Origin of the sequence: Thermococcus sp. 9N3 (genome assembly GCF_012027685.1) — an archaeon.
Lineage (GTDB): Archaea > Methanobacteriota_B > Thermococci > Thermococcales > Thermococcaceae > Thermococcus > Thermococcus nautili.
This window is the reverse complement of the sequence record NZ_SNUV01000003.1, coordinates 68367-87758: the sequence shown is the minus strand read 5'-3', so window position 1 is coordinate 87758 and position 19392 is coordinate 68367. Positions and strand designations below refer to the sequence as shown.

23 protein-coding genes are annotated in these 19392 nt (G+C 57.1%); 3 read left to right on the top strand and 20 right to left on the bottom strand.

Going from position 1 to position 19392, the window contains the following annotated elements; genetic code table 11:
- Positions 1–5 precede the first annotated feature (5 nt).
- The 8 genes from E3E30_RS10090 to E3E30_RS10055 form a co-directional block, all read right to left on the bottom strand.
- Positions 6–299, bottom strand: a complete 294-nt coding sequence (locus tag E3E30_RS10090) for a PIN domain-containing protein (protein WP_245599220.1) — start codon at positions 297–299, stop codon at positions 6–8.
- Between the two features lie 91 nt (positions 300–390).
- Positions 391–555 (bottom strand): hypothetical protein, encoded by a 165-nt coding sequence (locus E3E30_RS10085; protein ID WP_167729422.1) that lies wholly within the window; start codon positions 553–555, stop codon positions 391–393.
- Between the two features lie 36 nt (positions 556–591).
- Positions 592–996, bottom strand: coding sequence for a Zn-ribbon domain-containing OB-fold protein (locus E3E30_RS10080; RefSeq protein ID WP_167729473.1), 405 nt, complete (start codon positions 994–996; stop codon positions 592–594).
- 2 nt (positions 997–998) lie between these two features.
- The gene (locus tag E3E30_RS10075; RefSeq protein ID WP_167729553.1) at positions 999–2159 is read right to left on the bottom strand and encodes a thiolase domain-containing protein; all 1161 of its coding nucleotides are present in this window, start codon (positions 2157–2159) and stop codon (positions 999–1001) included.
- A 10-nt stretch (positions 2160–2169) separates the two neighbouring features.
- Positions 2170–3222: a hydroxymethylglutaryl-CoA synthase gene (locus E3E30_RS10070; protein WP_167729552.1), complete on the bottom strand. Its 1053-nt coding sequence runs from the start codon at positions 3220–3222 to the stop codon at positions 2170–2172.
- 99 nt (positions 3223–3321) lie between these two features.
- The gene (locus tag E3E30_RS10065; RefSeq protein ID WP_014123188.1) at positions 3322–4002 is read right to left on the bottom strand and encodes a fibrillarin-like rRNA/tRNA 2'-O-methyltransferase; all 681 of its coding nucleotides are present in this window, start codon (positions 4000–4002) and stop codon (positions 3322–3324) included.
- A gap of 5 nt (positions 4003–4007) precedes the next feature.
- A complete protein-coding gene (locus E3E30_RS10060; RefSeq protein ID WP_167729551.1) occupies positions 4008–5276 on the bottom strand; it encodes a C/D box methylation guide ribonucleoprotein complex aNOP56 subunit in 1269 nt (422 codons plus the stop codon).
- 79 nt (positions 5277–5355) lie between these two features.
- On the bottom strand, positions 5356–6324 hold the full coding sequence (locus E3E30_RS10055) for a ribose 1,5-bisphosphate isomerase (protein WP_167729472.1): 969 nt from the start codon (positions 6322–6324) through the stop codon (positions 5356–5358).
- Positions 6325–6591: 267 nt separating this feature from the next.
- Between E3E30_RS10055 and E3E30_RS10050 the strand changes: the two genes are divergently transcribed.
- Together E3E30_RS10050 and E3E30_RS10045 are read left to right on the top strand one after the other, a co-directional pair.
- The gene (locus E3E30_RS10050; protein WP_167729550.1) at positions 6592–7848 is read left to right on the top strand and encodes a PLP-dependent aminotransferase family protein; all 1257 of its coding nucleotides are present in this window, start codon (positions 6592–6594) and stop codon (positions 7846–7848) included.
- A 48-nt stretch (positions 7849–7896) separates the two neighbouring features.
- Positions 7897–8736, top strand: a complete 840-nt coding sequence (locus E3E30_RS10045) for a gamma-glutamyl-gamma-aminobutyrate hydrolase family protein (RefSeq protein WP_167729471.1) — start codon at positions 7897–7899, stop codon at positions 8734–8736.
- On the opposite strand, the gene E3E30_RS10040 is transcribed toward E3E30_RS10045, so the two are convergent.
- Positions 8666–9505, bottom strand: a complete 840-nt coding sequence (locus E3E30_RS10040; protein ID WP_167729470.1) for a radical SAM protein — start codon at positions 9503–9505, stop codon at positions 8666–8668. The two genes, E3E30_RS10045 and E3E30_RS10040, sit on opposite strands and share 71 nt — an antisense overlap.
- 57 nt (positions 9506–9562) lie before the next feature.
- Here E3E30_RS10040 and E3E30_RS10035 point away from each other — a divergent pair, with 57 nt between their 5' ends.
- Complete coding sequence (locus E3E30_RS10035; RefSeq protein WP_167729469.1) at positions 9563–10003, top strand: OsmC family protein; 441 nt, start codon at positions 9563–9565, stop codon at positions 10001–10003.
- 21 nt (positions 10004–10024) lie between these two features.
- Here the strand turns inward: E3E30_RS10035 and E3E30_RS10030 are convergent, their stop codons facing one another.
- The 11 genes from E3E30_RS10030 to purD all read right to left on the bottom strand — a co-directional run bounded on the left by E3E30_RS10030 (position 10025) and on the right by purD (position 19364).
- On the bottom strand, positions 10025–10591 hold the full coding sequence (locus E3E30_RS10030; protein WP_167729468.1) for a GMP synthase subunit A: 567 nt from the start codon (positions 10589–10591) through the stop codon (positions 10025–10027).
- Positions 10588–11034 (bottom strand): type II toxin-antitoxin system VapC family toxin, encoded by a 447-nt coding sequence (locus tag E3E30_RS10025; RefSeq protein ID WP_167729467.1) that lies wholly within the window; start codon positions 11032–11034, stop codon positions 10588–10590. The genes E3E30_RS10030 and E3E30_RS10025 overlap by 4 nt, the downstream gene beginning before the upstream one ends.
- Positions 11031–11240 carry an antitoxin AF2212-like protein gene (locus E3E30_RS10020; protein WP_167729466.1) on the bottom strand — a complete coding sequence of 70 codons (210 nt, stop codon included), beginning with the start codon at positions 11238–11240 and terminating at the stop codon, positions 11031–11033. The genes E3E30_RS10025 and E3E30_RS10020 overlap by 4 nt, the downstream gene beginning before the upstream one ends.
- 41 nt (positions 11241–11281) lie before the next feature.
- Entirely contained in the window at positions 11282–12205 is a 924-nt protein-coding gene (gene guaA, locus E3E30_RS10015; protein WP_167729549.1) for a glutamine-hydrolyzing GMP synthase, read from the bottom strand.
- A 62-nt stretch (positions 12206–12267) separates the two neighbouring features.
- Complete coding sequence (locus tag E3E30_RS10010; RefSeq protein WP_167729465.1) at positions 12268–13263, bottom strand: formate--phosphoribosylaminoimidazolecarboxamide ligase; 996 nt, start codon at positions 13261–13263, stop codon at positions 12268–12270.
- Entirely contained in the window at positions 13260–15401 is a 2142-nt protein-coding gene (gene purL / locus E3E30_RS10005; protein ID WP_167729464.1) for a phosphoribosylformylglycinamidine synthase subunit PurL, read from the bottom strand. Before purL ends, E3E30_RS10010 begins: the two co-directional genes overlap by 4 nt.
- A gap of 4 nt (positions 15402–15405) precedes the next feature.
- On the bottom strand, positions 15406–16077 hold the full coding sequence (gene purQ, locus E3E30_RS10000; protein WP_167729463.1) for a phosphoribosylformylglycinamidine synthase I: 672 nt from the start codon (positions 16075–16077) through the stop codon (positions 15406–15408).
- Between the two features lies 1 nt (position 16078).
- The gene (purS, locus tag E3E30_RS09995) at positions 16079–16321 is read right to left on the bottom strand and encodes a phosphoribosylformylglycinamidine synthase subunit PurS (RefSeq protein WP_167729462.1); all 243 of its coding nucleotides are present in this window, start codon (positions 16319–16321) and stop codon (positions 16079–16081) included.
- 67 nt (positions 16322–16388) lie between these two features.
- On the bottom strand, positions 16389–16895 hold the full coding sequence (locus E3E30_RS09990; RefSeq protein ID WP_167729461.1) for a TIGR00725 family protein: 507 nt from the start codon (positions 16893–16895) through the stop codon (positions 16389–16391).
- Positions 16895–18037 (bottom strand): formate--phosphoribosylaminoimidazolecarboxamide ligase family protein, encoded by a 1143-nt coding sequence (locus E3E30_RS09985; RefSeq protein ID WP_167729548.1) that lies wholly within the window; start codon positions 18035–18037, stop codon positions 16895–16897. Before E3E30_RS09985 ends, E3E30_RS09990 begins: the two co-directional genes overlap by 1 nt.
- Positions 18038–18047: 10 nt before the next feature.
- Positions 18048–19364 carry a phosphoribosylamine--glycine ligase gene (gene purD / locus E3E30_RS09980; protein WP_167729547.1) on the bottom strand — a complete coding sequence of 439 codons (1317 nt, stop codon included), beginning with the start codon at positions 19362–19364 and terminating at the stop codon, positions 18048–18050.
- Between the last annotated feature and the right edge of the window lie 28 nt (positions 19365–19392).

The window sequence follows — 19392 nt, the reverse complement described above, 5'->3', positions numbered from 1 at the left end:
GCAACCTACCCTTCAATGATTAAAGCATCTCCCAGAAGCTGAAAGTGATGGTCGGTCGTAACTACGAGCGCTCCATACCTCTTGGCAGTTTTGGAGATAATGCAATCTGCGAGTGAAACGTGCTTGTTTTTGTTCTTCCTGCGTATTTCCGCGTGCAGTTTCCCCGCGTTGATTGCCACTTCTTTATCCAAGGGAACGACCAAACCCATGTCGGCTATCGTCTCCACTATGCTCAAATCAACCCCGTTTCTCTCCAAGAAACTACTAAGCTCTGCCAGGACAAGCGTCGGAATAATCACCAGCTCAGATTAGTTGAGAATCTCAAGAACAGCTTTTCCCTTCTCGGTGCCCCTAATAAGTTCCACGAGGGCGAAATGTCGAGGATAACTATCATATCCTCACGTCCACCCGGTCTTCTTCCCTGAACTCAGGAAGCCCTTTGGCTATCCCAAAGAGTTTGTCCCAGTTCTTTTTCTTCTCCCTTCCTTCAAGGAGTCTCCTCAGTTCCTCCCCGTTAATCGGGACTTTAACCTCTATGGCCATGTCCTCACCCAAACGAGAATTGGGAAGAAAGAGGGATAAAAATTTCCATCACTTCAAAACGGGCCTGAACTTGTAGCCGTAGAGGATTATACCGTCCTCCTCGAACTCCCTGACTTTTCTGGTCACGGCTTCAACTTCCATGCCCTCGTGGATTTCCTCCGGGTCAACGTCCGTCAGCTGGGCCAGAACGACGGGCCCTTCCTCAAGCTGAACCAGGGCCAAGGGATAGGGCTTGTAGTACTCAAACCCGCTCGGCGGGTTCCTCACTATCGTCCAGGTGAGCACCTTGCCCTTTCCGCTGAACTCGTACTCCTCGACGTTCTTTGAACCGCAGACGGGGCAAACCTGCCTGTATGGGAAGAAGACGTGGCCGTTCTCGCACTTTCCGCCTATGAGCCTGTACTTCTCGCGGAAGTGCCTCCAGTAGCGGGAAACCTGCATCGGACGGGCCATCTTCACACCCTCCTGAAGATGCTAACGGTTATGTTCGAACCGGTTCCACCGATGTTCTGGGTCAGGCCGACCTCGGCGTCGGGAACCTGGTTCGGCGCCTCACCGCGGAGCTGGAGAACCGCCTCGACCGTCTGGTAAACGCCGGTAGCTCCAACGGGGTGGCCTCTCGCTTTGAGTCCGCCCATAGTCTGTATCGGATAATCTGCGTCAATCGCTATCTGGCCCTCCCTGGCGAGCTTCGCTCCTTCTCCTTTCTTTGCGACGCCGAGGGCTTCCAAGCTCAGCGCGGCCATGACCGTGAAGGCGTCGTGAACCTCGAAGAAGTCGATGTCCTTAGGCTCAACTCCCGCCATCTTGTAGGCTTTCTCGGCGGCTATCTTCGCCGCCTTGAGGGTGAGCAAATCTTCCCTGTTGGCGAGGTTTATGGTGTCTATGGCGCGCGCCATTCCAGCGACCTCAACCCACTTCTCCTTCGGAACGCCGAGCTCCTTGGCCTTCTCGGGGGTGGTTATTATCACGGCGGCGGCACCGTCGCAGACCGGGGAAGCATCGAAGAGCTTGAGCGGGTCGGCTATGTAGGGGCTCTTCAGGACGGTCTCAACCTTGATGGGCCTCTTGAACATCGCGTAGGGGTTCTTGGCGCCGTTGGCGTGGGCGTTGACAGCGAAGAGGGCCAAATCCTCCTCGGTGTAGCCGTAGGTCTTCATGTAGTGCCTCATTATGAGCGCGTTCAAAGCCACGAAGCTGGCCCCGTGGAAGAGCTCCCACTCGGCGTCTGCCGCGTAGGCCAGGTAGCGGGTCGCGTCGCTCGGCCAGGCGTCGGTCATCTTCTCGACGCCGACGACGGCAACAACGTCCTCAAGCCCGCTGAGAACGGCCTTGACGCCCTCCTGAACGGCGGCACCTCCGGAGGCACACGCCGCCTCAATTTTAACCGCGGGAATGTTCCCGAGACCTGCCCAGTCCGCTATGAGCGCGCCGAGGTTCTCCTGCTCGACGAAGGGGCCCGAAACCATGTTGCCGACGTAGAGGGAGTCAACCTTATCGACGCCAGCGTCTTCCATCGCCTTGAGAAGGGCCTCAACGGCCAAATCCCTAAGTGAGAGCTTCCAGTGCTCGCCAACGGGCGTCATGCCCGCTCCGATTATGACCGCCTTCCTCATCCCCACCACCTCACAGGATGTACTTCCTCCTCGCCTTCGCGTAGAGGGCGTAGTCTATGTATTTCTTCCTCTCAACGTAGTCCTTAACCTTCGGCGCGAGGTCTCTCTTCTCTTCTATGGCGTCCTGAACAACGATGCTGAAGGCGTCGCTTCCGGCTCCGGAACCGAAGGAAACCCACAGAATCCTGTCGCCGGGCTTGGCTATGTCGAGAACCGCTGAAACGCCGACCATCGTTGCACCGCTGTAGGTGTTTCCAATCTTGCCGGTGAGAAGTCCCGGGAGGACCTTCTCCTTCGGGATTCCGAGGATTTTGGCAGCGGTGAGCGGGAACTTGACGTTGGGCTGGTGGAAGACCGCGTAGTCGAAGTCGTTGACGGTAAGACCCAGCTCCTCCATCAGCGTTTTTGCCGCGTTGATTATGTGATGGAAGTAGGCCGGCTCACCGGTAAAGCGGTTTCCGTGCCTCGGGTAGTGCTCGTGCTGGCGCCTCCAGAAGTCCGGAGTATCGGTAACGTAGGAGTAGCTTCCCTCGAAGTAGGCAACGGTCTCGGAGCTCTTGGGGCCAACTATGAAGGCCGCTCCTCCTGCTCCTGCAGTGAACTCGAGGTGGTCGCCGGGCCTTCCCTGGGCGGTATCGGCTCCGATGGCCATCGCGTAGTCGGCCATCTCCGAGCCAACGAAGCCGATAGCTGTTTGCAGAGCCTCGGTTCCGGCCTTACAGGCGAACTCGAAGTCGGCCGTGCTGACGTCGGGAGTTGCGCCGATTGCCTCGGCTATGACCGTGCCTGTGGGTTTAACCGCGTAGGGCTTGCTCTCCGAGCCGAACCAGACCGCCCTTATGAGCTTGGGGTCAATTCCGGCCCTCTTGAGCGCGTTTCTGGCAGCTTCAAGCCCTATGGTGAGCGCGTCCTCGTCGAGACCGGGAACGGCCTTCTCCTCTATTGGAAAGCTCGAAACGCCCCAGACCCTTCCTATCTCCTCGGCCTTGATTCTATACATCGGAACGTAGGCACCGTAGCCGACGATGCCCACTTCCCTCTTCGGCTTCAGTAGCTTCCTCATGGGCATCACCTTGAGAACTGACTGCCGGGGGTTGGAACGGGCCTTATAAAAGCCTTTCGGTAAAAGTGAAAAAGAGTTTAGACGATTGACGAGGAAAGCTCAGGGCTTCCTCACAACGAAGAGCGCGTGGTCCTTCTCGTAGGGCTCCAAACTAAGGCGCTCGACGACCTCGAAGTACTCGGAAAGCTCCCTCTCGACCTCCTTGAAGACCTCCTCCGGCTCCTTGGTGACGTCGATGCTCCTGCTCTTGACCGAAATCATGCCGTAGCCGCCGCTCTTGAGGAAGACCTTTGCGTTGTCGATGAGGATTTTCGCCTGCGTCGGCTGGGCGACGTCCTCGAAGATGACGTCAACCTTCGGGACGAGGGCGCGGTAGCCTTCGGGCTTCGTTGCGTCGCCGAGTATCGGAACGATGTTCCTCCTCTCCTCGACTATCGGAACGAGCTCCCTGAGAACTCTCGGCGAGAACTCGACGCCGAATATCTTGCCCTCCCAGCCGACGATGTCGCTGACGTGGGAAGCGGTGGTTCCGCTCGCTATTCCGAGGTAAAGAACGGTTGAGCCGGGCTTAATCGGGAAGTTCTTGAGGCCGTTGAGTATGGCCGCGCCAAGCTTTGAACGGCTCGGGTTCCAAATCCTGTACTCCTCGCCCTCGAACTTGATGACCCTCTCCCCGTAAACCCTCTGGCCGGGAACGAGGTTCTTGGTTGCAATCTTCTCGCTCCCGTCGTCATCGATGACGATGTAAACGCCCGGGAACCTGTGCTTCTTAACCTTCATCTACCTCACCTCTTGCCCTTCTTTTTCTTCTTACCCTTCTTATCGGGCTTGCCCTTACCCTTCTTCTCCTTCCTGCCCTTCTCGTGCTTCTTGCCCTTCTTGTCCTTGCCCTTGAACTTCTTCTTTTTCTTCTTCTCGGGCTTGGCCTTCCTCTTGGGCGGGTTCGGATACTTCTCCTTGATTTCCTTGATTCTCTGCTCAAGCTCCTTCTTGAGCTCCTCGCCGATGTATTCGCCCGAGAAGTAGTCAACCCTCGCAGCTATGGCCAGCTTTCCAGCTAATGCCCTCGCAATCTTACCCCTCTGCCACCAGGGCGAGCGGTTTATTGCAGGATACTGGAAGATGACGCCGTGCTTGGGTGGCTTGGCACCAGTTCTTAAGTGCCTGAAGAGGGCCTTTTCAGCGCCAAGAACCTGTATCGTCGATGCCGGCATCATGGCGAGCTCCTTAAGGCCTCCCGCGAGGCTCATGAGCCTTGCGGCGAGCTTCGCACCGACGAGAGCCTTCAGGTTCGGAGCAACTTCACCAACCGCGGTCTCAAGGTAGTCCTCAATCTGCTCCCTCAGCTTGTAGAGGTCGGAAATCTCGCTGGCGAGCTTCCTTATGATTTCGCTGTCGAACTTGCCGAGCGGTGCTCCCATTGACTTCTCGGCCGCCTTGAGAATCTTCTCAACCTTGCCCTCGGAGAAGCCGAGCTTTTCAAGCTTCTCCCTGCTCACGTTCTCCCTCGGGCCGATTTCCTTGACAAATGCTACATACTGCGGGTGCTTGGGCAGGATTTCGTCCAGCTCGGGGAAGTGGAGGCCGTACCACTCCCTCAGCCTCGAAACGAGCAGGTTAATGACCTTGTCAATGTCATCGAGCGCCTCTATCGCCTGTATAATCATCTTGTCGCGCGCACCGCTCTGCTCCTGTATGCGGAGCCTCGTCAGAGCGACGCCGACGGTATAGTACTCGTCGAACCAGTTCTCGCCGAGGAACTCCTCCGGGCTTGAGCGGAGCTTTTCTCCGGCAAGGTTCGGGAACTCGGCAGTGGCGTTGTAGCCGAGCTCCTTGAGCTTCCTGCTCAGCTCGGTATCCTCAACGATGAACTCTTCGTAGCCCTCTCCGCCCAGCTCGTCGAGGAGAACTAAAAGCTCGTCGCTCGGTTCGCCCTTCAAAAGCCTGTCGAGGCTTACCTCCGGCTTCCCGCTGAAGGGTTTGCTCGCGATGAGCTTCCCGCTCTCGTCGAAGGCGTAAATGCCCCTGACGTTCTCGGCAATGTAAACCTTCATGAGCATCACCTTCCTTTCTTTCCTCAGGTATAGAAGGGCGAGGAGTTTTAAACGGTATCGGTGGAAAAAGAGGGAAAAGTCAGTCCTCCCAGGGCTCGCGGTACTTGAGCGCCCAGCCAAACTCCTCCTTGAGGATGTCTATGGCGGCGCTCGGCGGAATGACCCCGCGCTCGGTGATAATGACATCAACGTACTCTGGAGGCGTAACGTCGAACGCCGGATTCCAGACCTCGATGTTCTTCGGCCAGGTCTTGAGTTCTTCCTCGGGAATGACCTCCGTTGGGTCGCGCATCTCAATCTCGACGAGCTGGCCGAGCATCGTCTCGGGGTGGAACTTGTAGGTTTCAGCGGCAATCATCGTCCAGACCCTGTGCTCCTTGGCGGTAAGCGCTATCAGGGCCGTTCCAATCTTGTTTATCACCGCGCCGTTGACAGTTATGCTGTCGGCCCCCATGACGACCTTATCAGTCATCTTCATGTAGTGCCTCGCCGCTGAATCGACGACGTATATAACCGGAATTCCGTAGGAAGCCAGCTCCTTGGCGGTAATCTTGCCCTGCCACTTGGGCCTCGTCTCGGTCACGATGACCTTAATCTCCTTGCCCTGCTCCCAGGCGGTCTTCATGACACTTATCGCGGCCTTGCTGTGGCAGTGGGTCATTATGACGTCGCCGTCCTCGATGCGCTTCGCCCCTATCTCTCCTATCCTCTTGACCGCGTTCTCGGAGTTGTGTATGAACTCCTTGGCGGCGTTGATGACGATGAAGCGGAGCTGTTCAAGGTCGGCGCCGCTTGAGTAGGCAATTTTGCCCCTGTGCATGACGTAACGGAGGGCGTTGGGCAGGGAAACCGCGGTTGGCCTCGTCTCGTAGAGTATCTTCGCGGCCTGCTTCATCTCATTCCAGAACTCATCGACGGTCTTGGCCTGGCTCTTCTCGGCCTGTACCTGGAGCGCGTAGGCAGCTGAACGGGCTATCTTCCCTGCACCGCGTATCTCCATGTTCCTTATCTTCTCCGCTATTTCAAGGACTTCCTTCACCACTGGCATCGCTATCACCTCCCGGTAAACTCAGGTTTAGGAGACAGGGTTTATATTTTTTCTGAAAAGGCGCAAGAACCCGAAGGGGCTTTGGGGTGTTTTTAGTGCATCAATGTCACCAAAAGTCCTTCGGTGTCCTTAAATTGCCGAAGGAAGCCGTGTTTACCTTTGTAAAGGCCAAATCTGGGCGTTGGGAAAGGTTTATAACGAAAGACCCGAAGTTCTTAGTGTATAGATTTGGTGACGTGCTCAGGCATGTTCATTGAGGTGGTGGCTATGGAAGAAAAACTGATGGGAAAACTCGCATCCGAGCCCCTCAACTTCGAGTCATTCTTCTCTGAGAAGGCCCTTCAGATGAAGGCCTCGGAGATTAGGGAGCTCCTTAAGCTCGTCGAGACAAGCGATGTTATCAGCTTGGCCGGCGGTTTGCCCGCCCCAGAGACCTTCCCGGTCGAGATTATCAAGAAGATTGCCCAGGAGGTTCTCACGGAGCACGCCGACAAGGCCCTGCAGTACGGAACGACCAAGGGATTCACCCCGCTCCGCCTCGCCCTCGCGAAGTGGATGGAAAAGCGCTACGGCATCCCGATGAGCAAGGTCGAGATAATGATGGTTGCCGGCTCACAGCAGGCCCTCGACCTCATCGGAAGGGTCTTCATAAACCCCGGCGACGTCGTCGTCGTTGAGGCACCCACCTACCTCGCAGCTCTAAACGCCTTCAAGTACTACGAGCCCGAGTTCGTGAGCATTCCAATGGACCACGACGGAATGAGGATTGACCTCCTCGAGGAGAAGCTTGAGGAGCTGAAGAGGGAAGGAAAGCGCGTTAAGTTCGTCTACACCGTCTCGACCTTCCAGAACCCGATGGGCGTCACCATGAGCCTCGACAGGAGGAAGAGGCTCATAGAGCTCGCCAAGGAGTACGACTTCCTCATCGTGGAGGACAGCCCCTACAGCGAGCTCCGCTACTCTGGTGAACCGATTCCGCCGATAAAGCACTTCGACGATGAGGGCAGGGTCATCTACCTCGGAACGTTCTCGAAGATACTCGCCCCAGGATTCCGCTTGGGATGGGTTTCGGCACACCCGCACTTCATAAGGAAGATGGAGATAGCAAAGCAGGCCGTTGACCTCTGCGCCAACACCCTCGCCCAGGTTATAGCGTGGAAGTACGTTGAGGCCGGCTACCTCGACGAGCACATCCCGAAGATAATCGAGTTCTACAAGCCGAGGCGCGATGCAATGCTTGAGGCGCTTGAAGAGTTCATGCCCGAAGGCGTTGAGTGGACCAAGCCCGACGGAGGAATGTTCGTCTGGGTCACCCTGCCGGAGGGAATAGACACCAAGCTCATGATGGAGAAGGCCGTCGCCAAGGGCGTCGCCTACGTCCCCGGTGAGGCCTTCTTCGCCCACCGCGACGTCAAGAACACCCTCAGGCTGAACTTCACCTACGTTCCCGAGGACACCATCAGAGAGGGCGTTAAGCGCCTGGCGGAGGTCATTGAGGAAGAAATCAAGGCCCTCAAGAAGTGAGGAAAAGCTTTTTACCCTTTTCTTTCCCAGATTTCCATCGGTGGTGGCATGAAACCCCTGATAGCAATCATAGGTTCTCCCTGGAGCGAGTCCCTTTCAGCCGGCAGGGCACACATAAAGCGCGTTATAGAGGCCGGCGGACTTCCAGCAGTTTTCAGTCCCGAAATCGAGCCCGAGGACATCATAGAAGTTGCCGACGGGATACTGCTCATTGAAGGACCCGACGTCCACCCGCGCTTCTACGGGGAGGACCCCTCGCCGAGCCTCAGGGAAGTTGACGTTCTTCGAGACGAGTTCGAAATTGAGCTGGTAAAGCTCGCCGTCGAGGCAGGAATTCCAATCCTCGGGGTAGGAAGGGGAATGCACGTAATCAACGTCGCCCTCGGCGGAACGCTCTACCAGGACATCTACGACATCCCCAAGGCGATAAAGCACGACTGGAGCTTTGGAAGCACGAGGCCGGAGCAGAGGCTTCACACCATCAGAATAAAGGCGGACTCGACCCTCTACTCCATCCTGCGCGAGAGCCTGAACATCGAGGGAACCAACGAGGGATGGGCGTGGGTAAACAGCTTCCACCACCAGGCCGTGAAGAGGGTCGGAGAGGGAATTAGGCAGGTTGCCTTCGCCGTTGACGGTCTGATAGAGGCAATTGAGGGCAAGGAAGGCTTCATCCTCGGCGTCCAGTGGCAGCCGGAGCACCTGCCCGAGATGCTTCCCCTGTACAGGGCCCTGGTTGAGGCCTCATTAAAGAGGCATGAGGAAAGTGACGAAATGAAGAGAAGGGCAATCGAGGCTGAAATCCGCGAGGAGCTCGCTAAGGAACAAGATGAGAGCCGTCACAGCTCGGAAACGAGCGATAACCCTCCCGACACGAACCAAACGTGATGCCCCTCCCGGTTATCTTTTTCTCAGCTTCGCGCAGAATCTGGAAGCGTATCTCCATTGGGAGGTAATAGTAACCACCAATCCTCTCGCCCCTCTCGTAGAGTGGCCACAGCTTTTCCATAAGCTCCGGAAACTTCGCGAACATCCTCCTCTTGGAGTCCGACCTCAGCTTGAGGGTTGAAACTGTGATGTGGCTCACAAAGCTTAGAGCGTCGAGAGTCTCGTCAAAATCCTCCCAGGTGTAGAACGGAATTATCGGGTCTATCCTCGCGTAAACAGGAATCCCTGCTTTCTTGGCCTTTTTAAGAGCCCGTATCCTCGCCTTCGGCGATGGGGCGTTGGGCTCGAGAAGTTTGGCTTTCCGCTCGTCAACCGTAGTTACGGTTATCCCGACGGCACAGCGGAGCTCGCTCAGAAGGTCTATGTCGCGCTCGAAGATGTCTGACTTGGTGAGGAGAAGACAGCGGACGTCGTAGCGTCTGAATAGCTCAAGAACCTTCCGCGTTATCCCGAGCTCGCGTTCTACCGTCGGATAGGGGTCGGAGGAGTAGGAGAGGGCTATGATGTAGCGCCTGTCGAACTTTCTGAGCTCCCTCTCCAGCTTTGGTAAGAGACCCTCCTTCGTCCTCACGCGGAAGGCGTTTGGGATATAGCTCGTTATGTAGCAGTAAACGCAGGCGTGGTCGCAACCGGTGTAAACGTTCAGCGTGTACTTGAATGGGCACGTGCAGAGCTTCGCCTTCCAGGGGTCGAAGGGTCGAATGTACATAACCAGAGGTTGAGGAAAGGGCTTTAAAACTCACGCGGTAGGGACTACGGTGATAGCATGAGCGTGAAGGGTCGTGTCAAGTGGGTTGATGGAATGCAGTTCGTCGGCTCGATGGAGGACGGTGGGTGCTCGATAATCCTGGGGGACGGTGGAATAAGCCCAATGAGGCTCCTTCTCCTCAGCGTCGCCGGTTGCACCGCCTACGATGTGGTTATGATTCTCAAGAAGATGCGCGAGCCGATTGAAGGCCTCGAAGTTGAGATTTCCGGCGAGAGAAGGGAGGAATACCCGAAGGTCTACACCAAGGTTCATGTTCACTACAGGATTTACGGAAACGTTAAGGAGGAAAAGGCGAGAAGAGCCATAGAGCTGAGTCAGGACAAGTACTGCTCCGCCTCGGCCCAGGTCAAGCTGAGCGGTGCCGAGCTGACGTACTCCCTCGAGATAGTGCGGGGCGATGATGAGGCGATGATGAGTAAATCCGTTGCGGAAAGGTGAAGAGAGGACCGACTAGCTGAGCTAGAGCTCCCCGCAGAGCCTCGCGAAGTTCCTGTAGACCTCGGCCCCGCGCTCGGTGTGCGCCACCTCCGGATGGAACTGGACGCCGTAGATTGGCAAGCTTTCGTGCTTCATAGCTTCAACCGGGCAGGTCTCGCTCCTCGCGAGCAGTTTGAAGCCCGGCGGGAGCTCCTTCACCTCATCCATGTGGCTCTCCCACACCTTCAGTTTCCTCGGAAAGCCGGCGAAGAGGTCGTTTTCCTCGATTATTTCAATCTCGACAAGGCTGTACTCGGCCTTCTCGCCCCTGCCGACCTTTCCGCCGAAGTGCCTCGCTATGAGCTGGTGGCCGAGGCATATTCCGAGGATTGGGACGTTGAACTCGTCGTAGTGCTCCAGAATGGCCTCGCAGTTGCCCGTCTTGTTTATGTCTGGACCACCTGAGAAGATTATTCCTTTCGGCTCCATCGCCTTGATTTCCTCAAGCGGGGTGGTGTTGGGGATTATCTTCGCCTCAACACCCAAATAGCGGAGCGTTCTCCAAATCCTGTGGACGTATTGGCCCCCGTTGTCCATTATAACTATCATGAGCCCACCTCCAGGAGTTTGAAGAAGGCATCTGATTCCTCAACGAGATAAAATGCCCCCAAACCGAGGGACTTGGCCAGCCCGGCCATCTTCCTGTCGTTAGTAACAAGAACCGCGTCAAGGTAACGGGCGGTCGCGATGAAATAGATATCAGAAGCCTTGTGATGCGTCTGAAAGGCCACTTCCCGAAGCTCCTCGATGAGCAGTTCCTCAGGAACCCACGCAACTATTTCGCTGTAGTAGGTTAGCGCCTTTTCAACCTGCTCTCGCTCAAAATACCTTGAGAGAACAGCAACGAACTCAACTTCCCCCAAGCGGGGAGCGTAAAGCTCAAGCGAGCCCAACTGTGCATACTCTATGATTCTTTCGGCGACTTCTGCCCTTTCAGGATAGAAGCTGGAAAACAGGTGGAAAACAACGGAGGTATCAACTACGACCCTCATGTTTCCTCCTCCCTTAAGCGAAGGAGATAGTCCGTCGGGTCTTCCCTGAACTTTTCGGGCGTTACCTGCTTCCTCATCTCCCTCGCCAGCTCAAGGAAGTCCTCGTGGTAAATCCTCACCCTGAGCCTCTGCCCCTCCTTCAGCTTGAGAGGTTTGAGGGGCTTCAGCACGCCGTTCTCGTAAATCACCTCGATAATCTCGCCCATGCTCCCACCGCTTAAAGTTGGAAACGAAGGTAAATAAGCCTTCACTCGAACTCAATCGTTGCCGGGGGCTTGTTGGTGATGTCGTAGAGAACCCTTCCGACCTCGGGAATCTCGCTGGTTATGCGGAATGCTATCCTCTGAAGGACGTCGAAGGGAACGTTCATGGCGTTTGCCGTCATTCCGTCGAGGCTCTCGACGACCCTAACCGCTATCGTTTCCTTGTAGGCCCTTATGTCGCCCTGAACGCCGACGGTTTTAACGCCGAGCAGAACCGCGAAGGCCTGCCAGGGCCTAAGCCCAGCCTTCTCGATTTCCTCCTCGACTATCGCATTGGCTTCCCTGACTATCGCTATCTTCTCCGGCGTGACCTCCCCGAGAACCCTGACTGCCAGCCCCGGTCCCGGGAAGGGCATTCTGTTGTAAATCTTCTCCGGAAGGCCGAGCTCCTTCGCCAGCTCCCGAACCTCGTCCTTGTAGAGGTCTCTAAGGGGTTCTATGAGCTTGAGGTTGAGCCTCTCCGGCAGGCCTCCAACGTTGTGGTGGCTCTTGATTTTCCCCTGGCTCTCAATCCAGTCCGGGGCGATGGTCCCCTGAATCAGGAAGTCGGCGTTGATTTCCTTGGCTATTTCCTCAAAGACCTCGATGAAAACTCGACCGATTATCTTCCTCTTCTCCTCCGGGTCGGTAACGCCCTTAAGCTCCCTGAAAAAGCGCTCGCTCGCGTCAACGTAGTGGAGATTAAGGCCGAACTCGTCGCGGAAGGTCTTCACCACGAACTCCGGCTCGCCTTTCCTCATGAAGCCCGTGTTGACAAAGACGGCGTGAAGCCTGTCCTCTATTGCCTTGTGAGCGAGTATCGCGGCAGTTGAGCTGTCAACGCCACCGCTGAGCGCTATTATCGCCTTCCCGTCGCCGACGGTCTTCCTAATCTCCTCAACCTTCTCCCTGATGAAGTTCTCCCACATGAGCACCACCTTTTACACCCGCTTTGGAATCCGCTTTATAAACCTAACCCGCTTAAACACTTTCACGTCAAAATCTCGTCAAGCCTGTCCTCCTCAAGCCCCTGCCTCAGCTCCATCGCTATCCTCCTGCCGGTGCTCACCGGGAAATCATAGCGGAGCCAGCTGTAGGGGGAGCCGTGGACGAAGGGGTTCGTTCCGGCAACTATCCTCGCCGAAATCTCGAAGACGACGAACTCCAGCTCCTCGGTGAATACGCCCTCAAGGCAGAACGGGCCCCAGAGACCGCCCATGAGCTTTTCGGCGGTCTTTACTACCCTTTCACCGGCCTCAATGACGTCCATGAGCAGGCTCTCGCGCAGGACGATTGGAATGTTGCCGATGACGGTGTAGTTCGTGTTTACCTCGATGTCCAGTTGCTCTTTCGCTGGAATCCTGCCTATCGCGTCGGCGTTCGACTCATAACGACGGTCGATGCTCATCAGCTCGAGCTCGCGGTTCAGCTTTGAGTAGAAGTAGTGCGGATAAACCGGAACTCCGATTACGTACTCCTGAATCTGGATTCCGCCCAGGTCTTCCTTATCTCTTATGCCAAGCCTCTCGGCCTTCCTCCAGAAGTCCTCTGGATTCTTGGCCAAAAAGTATCCCCTTCCCCCCTTGGCTCCGAAGGGTTTGACGATTACCGGCCGGTCTATGTCATCGGGGTCGTCGTAGACCCTCGGAAGGCGTAGCTTCGCCTCTTCGAGCCACTTCCTCTCAAGCGAGCGGTCGCTCTCCCACCTCAGCACTCCTTTGTTGCCGTAGTAGGGAACGCGCATCTTCTCGACGAGCTCAACGCCGAGGTGCGCCACAAAGGAACCGGTGGGAATGACCACAGCGTCAAGCCTGAGCAGTTCTTCCTCGGGATAGCTCCCCTCGATGAAGTAATCGGCAACCGGAAAGTACTTCGTGTAGAGCGGTCTAACCCGGGCCTTTCCAAAGGCTACCGTCTCAAAGCCTTCCTGCTTCGCCCCCTTCAAAATCTGAAGGGCCGAGTGGGAGGCATACGTTGCTACCCTCATTCCTCCTCACCCAAAAGCCTTGGTAGGGACTCGTGAACGGCTCTGAGCTCCGAAACGGGTTTTCTGAGGAGTTCCCGCCCGTTCCAGAGGAAGACCGCGTCGCTCCCCTCTGTTCTCCCGATGATGGCAAAGTGCTTGAAGAGACCCTTAAGCTCCTCAAGGTTTTCCTCCGGGAAGGCCACGATGTATCTTGAGTGGCTCTCGCTGAAGGCGACCTCGATTGGGTTAGTGGTTTCGGAGGGAACCTTCGAGAGGTCTACGGTGAAGCCAGTGTTCCCGGCAACGGCCATCTCCGTCAAAGCGACCGCGAGGCCACCTCTGCCCACGTCGTGAACCGCTTTGACGAGGCCCCTCCTTATCGCCTCAAGGACTCCGCCCGCGTTCAGGCGCTCCTCCTCAAGGTCCACGCGAGGCGCGAGGCCACCTTCAACGCCCAGCCTCGCGAAGAGCTCAGAACCGCCGAGTTCGGGCTTCGTGAGGCCAACTACACCGATAAGGAGGCCCTCCTCGAAAGCCCCGGACGGAATATCCTCAAGCTTCACCTTCCCGAGGCCAGCTACAACGGGAGTCGGCTTTATCGGCCTGTCAACGACCTCGTTGTAGAAGCTCACGTTCCCGCTGACGTACGCCAGGCCAAAGGCCCTCGCCGCATCCGCCAGGCCCCTGACGGTCTCAGCGAAGCTCCAGTAGACCTCGGGCCTCTCGGGCGAGGCGAAGTTGAGGTTGTCAACCAGGGCCAGAGGCTCGGCCCCAACGCTGACGAGGTTCCTCACCACCTCTGCAACGGCCCCCATCGCGCCATGGTAGGGGTTCAGGTAGCTGTGGTTCGGATTCCCGTCGGCGACGAAAGCCAAACCGTACTCGTCGTTTATCTTAAGAACCGCCGCGTCCCTGCCCGGTTTAAGAACGGTTCTCCCCTGAACCTCGTGGTCGTACTGCTCCCAGACCCAGCGCTTGCTCAGGATGTTCGGACTGCCCCAGACGAGGTCGAAGGCTTCTCCAAAAGAAACGTCCGGCGTCTCGACCGGTCTCTCGGCGCTGTAAGGTTTCAGCTCCCACTCTATCGTTGGAACGTCAGTTAAGAGCTCTATTGGCAAATCCGCAACTTTCTCGCCCCTCCAGTAGACGACGAAGCGTGGCTCCTCAATCGTCTCGCCGACGACGGTCCACTCGAGCTCGTACTTGTCGAAAATTCTGCCTATTTCCTCGACGTCCTCTGGCCTAACCGCGAAGAGCATCCTCTCCTGGCTCTCTGAAATCATGACCTCGGTCGGAGTCATGCCCGGCTCGCGGAGAGGAACCCTGTCGGCGTATATTACTGCCCCGAAGCCCTTCTTGCCAGCCATTTCGGAGGCGGCGCAGGTCAGTCCCCCGCCCCCCAAATCCTTGAGCGCCTTAACTTTGCCGGTGTAAACGGCCTCGAGGGTGGCCTCGATGAGGAGCTTCTCCGTGAAGGGGTCGGGAATCTGAACGGCCGAGCGGTCTTCCTCCTCCGCGTTCTCGCTCAGCTCTTCGCTCGCAAAGGTTACGCCGTGAATCCCGTCCCTGCCGGTCCGGTTGCCGACGAGGATGAGCTTGAGGCCAGGTTCGGTTACGTAGCTGTGGACGAGGTGCTCGGGCCTCATGACGCCAACGCAGGCGACGTTGACGAGAGTGTAGTTATCGAGGCTCTCGTCGAACTCGGTCTCGCCCCCAACGGTGGGAACGCCTATTCTGTTGCCGTAGTCGGCTATGCCCTTAACGACCCCCTCGAAGAGGTAGCGGTTTCTCTCTTTCTCCAGCGGGCCGAAGCGTATGGGGTCGAGCAAAGCAATTGGCCTCGCGCCCATGCAGAGTATGTCCCTCACAATTCCGCCGACTCCGGTAGCGGCGCCTCCGTAGGGTTCGACCGCGCTCGGATGATTGTGGCTCTCGATTCCAACGACTATCCACGTCTCGTCGTCGAACTTCACTATTCCGGCGTCCTCGCCGGGGCCTAAAATCACGTGCTCGTTCTCCGTCGGGAGGAGCTTGAGCCAGGGTCTGCTCGATTTGTATGAGGCGTGTTCGCTCCACATGACCTCAAGCATCGCCCACTCGAGCTCGTTCGGCTCTCTCCTCAGGCGCTCGCGGATGAGCTTCTCCTCGTGCGGGAACATTTCCTCACCTCCTCGCCCACTCAACCATGCTCCTGAACAGCCTCAGGCCGTCTTCACTCCCCAGAAAGCGGTCGCTCGCGCGCTCCGGATGCGGCATCGTCCCGAGAACGTTTCCCTTCTCGTTGGCTATCGCCGCTATGTTCAGAACCGAGCCGTTGTGGTTGGCTTCTTCGCTCACGTTTCCCTTTTCGTCGCTGTACTGGAAAACGATTCTGACCTTTGAAGGGTTGTCTGTGTAGTAGTTGCCCTCCGCGTGGGCAATCGGCATTCTTATGACCTCCCCCAGCTCGTAGAGGGAAGTAAACGGCGTTTCCGTGTCGTTCACGCGGAGGTGAACCCACCTGCAGAGGAAGCGCGGAACCCTGTTGGGCCTCAAAGCCCCGGGCAGAAGACCCGCCTCGGTGAGGATTTGAAAGCCGTTGCATATCCCTAGGACTGGCCGTCCCTCCTCGGCGAACTCCTTCACTTCCTCCATTATCTCCTGACGGGCGGCTATCGCACCGGCGCGAAGGTAATCGGCGTAGCTGAAGCCACCCGGCAAAACCACGCCGTCGAAGTCCTTGAGGCTCGTTTTATACCAGACGCGCTCCGCCTCGGCTCCGGCCTTCCTTATGACCCTCTCCGTCTCGAAGTCGCAGTTTGTTCCCGGGAACACCACCACGGCAAAGCGCACCATCTCAGCTCACCGGCTCTATCCTGTACTCCCAGCTGTGGATGAGAGGGTTGGCGAGGAGCTTTCTACACATCTCCTCTACCTCTTCCTCAGGTCTCTCGCTCTCAAGCTCGAACTCGAAGCACTTCGGGACACGCAGGCCTTCAACCGCGTAGCCGAGGTTTCTAAGGGCCTTCCCTATGACCCTCCCTTCGGGGTCGTTGAGTCCCTCCTTGAGGCGAACGGTGACGGTAACCTTCCACTTCATAGCGACCACCCTTGCCAGAAAAGTGTAAAAATTGAGAGTTTTTAAGGATTATTTTGACAGAAAAATGTCAAGAACGTGCGAGCCCCAGCGCCAGCTCAGCGGCCTCTTCGGGACTCTCTGTGAAGGCCACCTTTGCGCGCTTCCTGTGGTCGAAGAAGCCGTCCTTCGCGAGGGCCCTAAGCTCGTCGCTCCTGTAGCCGGTTCCGGTAAGGACAACTACCGGAATCCCGAGGTTGTAGGCCATAAGAGCCTCGACCATCGTTCCAGAGCCGCCGCCGAGGACGACGAGGACGTCGGCCGATGTTACGAGGACGACGCTCCTCCCAACGGGACTGAGGCCGGTCTTTACCCTGACGGAGCTGTACGGGTTCCCCTCCTCGTCCCCCGGAAGGACTCCGACGACCGTTCCACCGCGCTTCCTGAACTCCTCGGAGACGACCTCCATTATTCCGCCCTTCCCGCCGGTTAAGAGTATGACATCGAGGGGAAGCGCCCTGGCAAAGGCCCTCGCCTTCCCCTCGGCCTCAGGGATGAGTTCCGGGTCGCCGGAACCTGCTATTGCTATCTGAACCATCAGGTTACCACCTTCTCAAGCTCGTCGAGCTCGATTGCGCGCTTTATCTCGAGGGCGACCCTCCGTCCGGTGCTCATGGGCTTCCTCCAGAGGGCGTTGCCGTAGGGGTGCCCCATCGCCATGTGGATGTTCGTTCCGCCGCCGGTTCTCGGGGCGACGTCGTAGATGTAGAAGTTCAGGTCTTTGTCCACCGCCGTCTGGAGCGTGAACGGCCCGATTATTCCAGGCTCGTAATACTCCTGCGTCGCCTTAACGTACTTCTCGGCCATGTCGAAGACCTTCTCCAAAAGCGACTCGCGGAGGGTTGAGGACGCGTGGCCCGTTACGGTGTATTCCGGCTCGAACTGCCACTCAGGAAGGGTCAACTGCTGGGCCGCTGGAAGCCTTACATGGCCGTCCAAGCTCGTTTCGAAGCGCCAATCTATTCCCAGAAGCTCAATCTCCCCGTCAATCGGCGAGTAGAAGAAGTCGAAGTTGAACACCGGGCCGATGATGTAGCGCTCGATTCTGGCTTTAGCGAGGTCCTCTTCCGTGATTACGCCGAGTTTAATGAGCTTCTCAGCCTTCTCGCGGAACTCCTTGTAGCTCGCGGCCGTGAAGAATCCCCTCTCAAGCCTCTTCTTGGCGTGCGGAAGCTTGACTATGACGAGGCCGACCTCATCAATCTCCTCCGGCTTGACGGGCTCCGGATAGGGGAGTCCAGCCTTCTCAAGGAGCCAGTAGTAGCTCTTCTCCTCGCTCCTCTCCTCGCTCCTGAGCAGGTTCCTGCTCCCGAAGAGCGGAACCTTAAAGTCGTTCTCCACCCTGTCTATGCCGGTGTAGACCACGAAGGAGCGGTTTGGGACGAAGATAACGTTCCTCTTTACCAACTCATCCTGGACGTCTATTATCTGGGCGAACTTTTCAAGGACGATGACCTCGTCGATGAAGCCCTTGGTCAGGCCGTCCTTCGTCTTCCTCCGCCTGAAGTATTCGGCGTAAGTTCTGTGTCTGCCCCTCTGGGCGACGACGAGGACGGGCAAACCTTCCTCCTTAGCACCGTCGGCTATGTCAAGAGCTGAATGACTTCCAAGGACGCCGACTGTTATCTTCTCGGGGTCGTACCTCTCGAGTATTCCCAAAATTTCATCGCGGCTTATCATTCCCATCACCTCAGCACGGGTTCGGCTCGAACTCCTTTCCAAACTCCTTCATCAGCTCAATCCTCTTCTCAACACTCTCCCTGGTTCCAACGTCGCGCCTGTAGAACAGCTCACCCTTTACGTGGGGAATCGCTCTTTGAGCTATCCTCTCGGCCTCCTCAAGGCTCTCCCCAATTCCAACGACCGCTATGGCCCTCGAACCGAGTAGAGTGAGGTTCTCATCAATTGAAGCGTAGTAGAGCCTCGCACCGGCCTCTTCAACGGCCTTCTCGTTGACCTCTACCTTCACACCCTTGACGGGGTTCGTTGGATAACCCTTCGGCGCGAGGTACTTGACGACCGTCGCTTTGCCCTCGAACTCCGCCTTCCGAAGGTTGCCGTCAACTATTCCCTCGGCTATTTCGAGGAGGCCCGTCCTGAGGAGCGGGAGGACGTTTATCGCCTCGGGGTCGCCGAAGCGGGCGTTGTACTCTATGAGAACAGGCCCGTCCTTGCTGAGCATGAACTGACCGTAGAGGATTCCCTTGTAGGGCGTCCCCTCCTTTCTCATGGCCTCGACTGTGGCTTTAAGCGTCTCAAGGGCCTTCTCATAGTCTTCCCGCGTCACAAAAGGAAGCAGGCCGTTGGAACAGGAGTAGCTCCCCATCCCACCGGTTATCGGACCTTCATCACCCTCGTAGGCGTGGGGGTAGTCTTGGACGAGGGGCATGGGGAGGATTCTCTTCCCGTCGCTGAAGACCTGCAACGTGAACTCGACGCCGTCTGTGCGTTCTTCGATGAGAACCCTTCCGTCGCGCCTGATTAGCTCCTCGGCGTAGGCCTTGGCTTCCTCGTTGTTTCTCAGCTGGTAGCCGACGACCTTAACGCCCTTCCCGCCGGTCAGGCCGATGGGCTTAACAACGACGGGCCTTCCAAACTCATCAACCCACGAGCGCATCTCCGAAACGTCGGTAAAAACGCGGAAGACCTTTCTTCCGGGGATTTCGTTGCGCTCCATGAAGGCCCTCGCGAAGGCCTTGTCGGTTTCGAGCTTGGCGGCTTCCCTGCTCGGCCCAACCGCGGGGATGCCGTTTTCCTCAAGGACATCAACGATGCCCCTCTCCAAGGGCGCCTCGGGGCCGATGAACGCCAGCTCGACGCCGAATTTTTCGGTGTACTCAAGAACCTTTTCGATGTCCGTCTCCTTCGCCAGGCCGTAGCCCTTCGCGAGCCTCGCGAGGCCGGGGTTTTTGTGCTTCGAGACGACGTAGAGCTCGGCACCTCCCCTTACGAGGGCCTCTCCAATCGCGTGCTCCCTTCCTCCTCCGCCAACGAGCAGAACCCTCATGAGCTTCACCACTTATATGTCAAAAACT